The sequence below is a fragment of the Petrotoga halophila DSM 16923 genome, assembly GCF_002924615.1.
The window spans coordinates 1-2,680 of the sequence record NZ_JALY01000252.1; the positions used below are offsets into that span (position 1 = coordinate 1).

Genomic DNA, 2,680 nt, shown 5'->3' on the forward strand with positions numbered 1-2,680 from the left:
GAAAGGTTATTGAAATTTAAGAATACTATAGACAGTAAAAAATCAAAACGTCTTATACGAGGGGGATGAGGTATGGAAAAGTCTGTAAAAATAAGCAGAAACATGTTTATAACCTCAGCATTAGTTATTTTTTCTATTATGATGATCTCAGGGGTATTAACAATTTTATTGCCTGCGGGGGAGTATGAAAGAGAGTTTATAGACGGAAGAACAGTCATCGTAGAAGATTCTTACCAGACAATAGAAAAACCAAATTATCCCTTTTGGCGATGGTTTACCGCTCCTATCGAAGTATTATGGAGCTCTGATGCACCCCTTATAATCACTATTATTGTGTTTATATTGGTAGTTTCTGGTTCAATCTATATTTTGAATAAAAACCATGTCATTGAATACATTATCAATAAGATTGTTAAAAGGTACAGCAAACAAAAAAATGTTTTATTAGGTTTGATGATTCTAGTTTTTATGCTTTTAGGTGCTTTGATGGGGATTTTTGAAGAGATTGTCCCTTTAATACCGATTGTAATAATGTTTTCAATATCGTTGGGTTGGGATGACCTAACAGGTTTGGGGATGAGTTTACTCGCAGCAGGATTTGGTTTTTCTGCAGCAATAGCGAATCCGTTTAGTTTAGGGGTGGCACAAAGAATAGCTGAAATTCCACTTTTTTCGGGAATAGGCCTCAGAATAATTATTTTTATCACAACTTACCTACTTTTATTTGTTTTTTTGAGGAATTATGCTAAAAAACACCAAAAAGAGGTTGTTGATCAGCAAATAGAAACCATCGATTATGATGTAAACACTTCAAAAGCTTCTAAAATTTTAATAACAATAATTTCCATATTGTTTATACTGATTTTAATTTCTGGTTTTACCGGATTTATGAGTGGCCTTATGTTACCCGTTGTTGGTGTGCTATTCATGGTAGGAGGTTTTTTATCGGGTTTAGTTGTAGAAAAAAGTATTTCTAAAGTGTTCAAAGATTTTTTAATTGGCATGAGCAATCTGTTGCCTGGAGTCATATTGATTCTCATGGCTATGTCGGTAAAACTAATAATTACCAATGGAAAAATCTTAGACACGATATTGTACAATGCATCTATTGTTATATCTGAATCAGGAACTGTCGCTGCAACTTTTTTGATTTATTTGCTTTTTTTTGTTATGAATCTATTCATAGGTTCAGCTTCCGCAAAAGCATTTTTGACTATGCCAATTATAGTTCCTTTGGCAGACTTGGTTGGAATCACGAGACAAACCGCTGTACAAGCTTTCGTTTTTGGAGATGGATTTAGTAATTTGTTGTATCCTACTAATGCAGTGTTGTTAATCTCGTTGGGAATAGCTGGAGTTAGTTATTTTAAATGGTTTAAATTCATTTGGAAGATTCAGCTGGTTATGTTTCTTCTTTCTTTGTTATATTTGTATATTGCAGTAAAAATAGGATACGGTCCTATATAATAGGAGATAGAGAGATGTATGATTATTCGTATGATTTTGATAAGTGTAGAAAGAACTTTTACACCTTTGAAAATGAGTTAAATAAATATTATTCTACAGTTTCTAATGATTCCTATTCAATTGAAGAGGACAGTTATATTGATAGTTTTTTATGTCAGAACGAAGGTAACAGAAAGTTGTTTCTTATTACAACAGGCGAGCATGGAATAGAAGGATACGCAGGTAATGTGTTCATGCAGATATTCGTTAAAGAGTTTTTACACCGAATAAAAAATCAAGAAATTTCGTTGTTTCTCATTCATTCCTTGAACCCTTGGGGAATGAGGCATAAAAGAAGAGTAAATGAAAACAACGTTGATTTAAATAGAAATTTTCTTTATCAAAACGAGGATTTAAGCAACGAGTCATATAAAAAAATGAAAAGGTATTTCACCAAAAAAAGGCCGGTTGGTGTTTTAGACTCCAGTTTAATAGTTGGATTTTTTGAATTGTTACCTTATTTATTAAAATTAGGTTCGAAAGGGATAAAAGAGGCTCTAACCAAAGGACAATATGTTGATAATAAATCTGTTTATTATGGCGGAAAGAAAGAAGAAAAATCAACTAAGTACATAAAAGAAATATACGAAAAAGTTTTTAACACCTACGACTTTATCCTTCACTTAGATATCCATACAGGAGCAGGTCCAAAAGATAAATTGTTGATTGTTAATTCTGCCTTTGATAAAGAAGATTGCAATACCAGAGAAAAGCAGTTTGATTACTCTCCTATTACACAAGCGAAAAAAGAAACTTTTTACAGTATAAATGGAGATATGATAGATTATATACACAAAAAATATCAAAGTACTTCAAATTTCTATTCTACGTGCTTGGAATTTGGTACATATGGCGAAGGATTAATGGGCCAATTGAAAAGTATAAAAAGTTTGGTTTTAGAGAATCAAGCATGGTGGTATGGTGCAAAAAGTGTGCGAGTAAGATCGAAAGTCGATAAATTATTTAGAGAGATGTTTTTTCCAGAGCGTAATGATTGGCGAAGTTCTTTTGAAGAAGATACTAAAAAGGCATTGAATGGAATATTGAAATATTTTGAATTTTTTAAGTAGAAAATAAAAGTATACTATAACCTTGAGTTATGTTTTTCATAGCATGCAAACTTAAAAAATTGGAGGGATATAATTTTGAAAATAAGTATAATAGGAACGGGAAG

2 protein-coding genes are annotated in these 2,680 nt (G+C 31.8%); both read left to right on the top strand.

Going from position 1 to position 2,680, the window contains the following annotated elements; all coding sequences use genetic code 11:
- Positions 1–72: 72 nt before the first annotated feature.
- Complete coding sequence (locus AA81_RS12080; protein WP_103078219.1) at positions 73–1,467, top strand: YfcC family protein; 1,395 nt, start codon at positions 73–75, stop codon at positions 1,465–1,467.
- Positions 1,468–1,481: 14 nt separating this feature from the next.
- On the top strand, positions 1,482–2,576 hold the full coding sequence (locus tag AA81_RS12085) for a M14 family metallopeptidase (RefSeq protein WP_103078220.1): 1,095 nt from the start codon (positions 1,482–1,484) through the stop codon (positions 2,574–2,576).
- The last annotated feature ends 104 nt before the right edge of the window (positions 2,577–2,680 follow it).